This window comes from Streptomyces sp. MBT65, assembly GCF_016612545.1.
GTDB lineage: Bacteria > Actinomycetota > Actinomycetes > Streptomycetales > Streptomycetaceae > Streptomyces.
On sequence record NZ_JAENRY010000539.1, the window covers coordinates 1 to 2594 of the forward strand.

At 71.2% G+C, this 2594-nt stretch carries 3 protein-coding genes; 1 reads left to right on the forward strand and 2 read right to left on the reverse strand.

Translation table 11 applies throughout. The annotated features are described in order from the left end of the window. Positions 1-603, reverse strand: a 603-nt coding sequence (locus JHN63_RS49925; RefSeq protein ID WP_200691766.1) for a cyclase family protein, incomplete at its 3' end; no start/stop codon positions are given. 137 nt (positions 604-740) lie between these two features. On the opposite strand from JHN63_RS49925, the gene JHN63_RS49930 reads away from it, so the two are divergent. Further along, a complete protein-coding gene (locus JHN63_RS49930) occupies positions 741-1445 on the forward strand; it encodes a GntR family transcriptional regulator (RefSeq protein ID WP_200691767.1) in 705 nt (234 codons plus the stop codon). Between the two features lie 20 nt (positions 1446-1465). Here the strand turns inward: JHN63_RS49930 and solA are convergent. Continuing rightward, positions 1466-2594, reverse strand: a 1129-nt coding sequence (solA, locus tag JHN63_RS49935) for an N-methyl-L-tryptophan oxidase (protein WP_200691768.1), incomplete at its 5' end; no start/stop codon positions are given.

A 2594-nucleotide genomic window follows, 5' to 3' on the forward strand; every position in this document is an offset into this window, starting at 1 on the left:
GCCCTGGAGGGGCAGGGGGAGGGAGATCATGTCGTAGACCCCGGCGGGCGTGTGCAGGAGGTCGACGACCTCCAGGATCAACACCTCGGCTGCGCACAGGAGTTGGTGGGTCTCCCAGTGGGTGGTGTAGGGGACGGCCTCGATGCTGAGATAGTCGATGCCCGCCGTGCGTACCCCGGCCTCGATGAGCCGTTCCGCGCCGTCCGGGGCGAGCCCGACCCACTGCCGGGCCTTCCACGGGCTGCGCAGTACGCCTTCGGAGTTGCTGGTGCGCAGCAGCACCCGCTCCTCGCTGCCGAGGCCGGCCGCGTCGAGGTCGGCGGCGGTGATCTGCTCCTTGACGTGGGTGAGGTCCAGGACACGCGCGGTGCCGTTGAGGGCGGACAGGTCGAGCCGGTCGACCGTCTTCCCGCCGTCGATGAAGTGGGCCGGAGCGTCGATATGGGTGCCGGTGTGGGCGCCGATCCGCCAGCGGCTCACGTTGGACGGGTCGCCGGCGGTGCGGGACTCGACGATCTCCACCTCGGGGCGACGGCCCCAGTGCAGCATGCCGGGATGGATGGGAACGGACACGTCGATCGCCTTGGCGAAGTCCAGATTCATGCGGCCCTCCTATTGGATGCGGATATGATGGAAGTGGATCCAAAAATGAGCGGCTGTGGACGCCCCGGGCCGCGTGGGAAACTGCTCCACCACCGCGCACCCCCCGATCGCCCCCGAGAAGGGTTTGACCGACTCCGATGACCTCCCAGACTGACGAGAGTCCCCTCGTCGACGACATCGCGGCCCGCATCCGCGCGCGGATCATGAACGGCGAGCTGGCGATCGGCAAACCGCTGCGCCAGGCGGCGCTGGCCACCGAGTTCGGGGTCAGCCGCACACCGGTGCGCGAGGCGCTGCGCCAGCTGCAGAACGGCGGGCTGATCGAGATGCAGCCGAACCGCGGAGCCGTGGTCCGGGTGCCCGCCCCCTGGGAAGTGCGCCAGGCGTACGAGGTGCGGGCCGAGCTGGAGGGTATGGCCGCCCGGCGCGCCGCGTCCCGGATCACCGAGCGCGGGCTCGCCGCGCTGCGCGAGCACAACGCCGTCCTGTGCGAGGCCGTGGCACGGGCCGCCGGTGAGGGCACGGGGGGAGGCAGCACCGCCACCACGGCGGCGAACGACTGCTTCCACACGGTCATCTGCGAAGCGGCCGACAACCCCTGGCTGACCCGAATGATCGACCGGATCAACGAGAGCTTCCCGCGCAATGTCTCCTCGCTCGCCCTCGCCGGGGACGAGCGCCACCGACAGCTCAACATCCGTGAACACGAGGCCGTGATCGAGGCGTTGGCGGCGCACGACGCCGACCGTGCCGACCAGGTGATGCGCGAGCACGTCATCAGTTCCGGTGAGCATCTGACGGCCTGGTACGAGCGCCGCTCCCAGACGGTGTTCCACGGCTGAGCGGGCCCAATGGCGCCGCCTCATGAGATTCCGCCGGGGAAGAGTCGGGCCGGGGAGAGGAAGTCCAGGTCCGGGCGGGCGGTTCCGCACACCAGGTCGGCCAGCGCCTCGCCGATCGCCGGTCCGAACTTGAACCCGTGCCCCGAGCACGCCGATGCCACCAGCACCTGTGGTACGCCCGGCACCTCGCCGACCAGGAAACGCCGGTCGGCGGTCATCGTGTAGAGGCACGTCAGGGTCTCGGTCACGGGTCCGGCGCCGGGCAGTACTTGGGCCACCGCCTCGGCGAGCAGGGCGAGTTCGTCGCCGGTCGCCTCGGGGCGGGGTGTCTGCGGGTCCCAGGGCGGACCGCTGTCCAACCCTGCCTTGAGGCCGCGGCCGTCGGCCGCGGGGAACCCGTAGAGCAGGCCCTGCGGCAGATCGACGGAGAAGCTGCCCAGGCCGGACGGGCCGAGCGGGCCCGCCGGGTCGGCGGCGAAATAGGCGTTGACGATCCGAGTGACCGTCAGGTGCGGTGCCAGGGAGGGGACTTGGGTCGGGGTCCAGGGGCCGGTGCACAGGACCAGGCGCCGAGTGCGCAGGACGGCCCTGCCGGTCCGGACCACCACCTCGTCGCCGTCAGGTTCCCAGCCGAGGACGTGGGCGTGGTCGTGAACGTGTGCACCGGCTCGTTCGGCCAGGGTCAGTTGGGCGCGCAGTGTCTCCTGGGCGTCGATGATCCCGGCGCTCGGGTCGTGCACCGCGGTGAATCCGGCCGGCAGCCGCAGTCCCGGGAAGATCCGTGCCGCTTCGTCGGCGTCGACCTGTCGGCAGCCCGGGCCGCGCAGCGGGTCCGGGCGGTCCTGCGGCGCCGCGTACAAGCCGCCGGTGATGTCGAGCAGTTGGGCCTTAGAGGCGCCTTCCAGCTCCGCCCAGGCCCGGTAGGCGGTGTCGATCAGGGCGTCCCAGTCGGGGTGGGGGTAGGCGCGGCGGATCATCCGGGTAGCCCCGTGCGAGGAGCCCAAGTCGTGGTGCAGGCCGTACTGTTCGAGGCCGATCACGTCGAGTCCACGGGCGGCGAGGTGACGTAGGGCAGCACTGCCGTGGACGCCGAGGCCGACGACTATCGCGTCGTGGGTGTGGTGGGGGGTGCGTGTGGCTGTGGGGGAG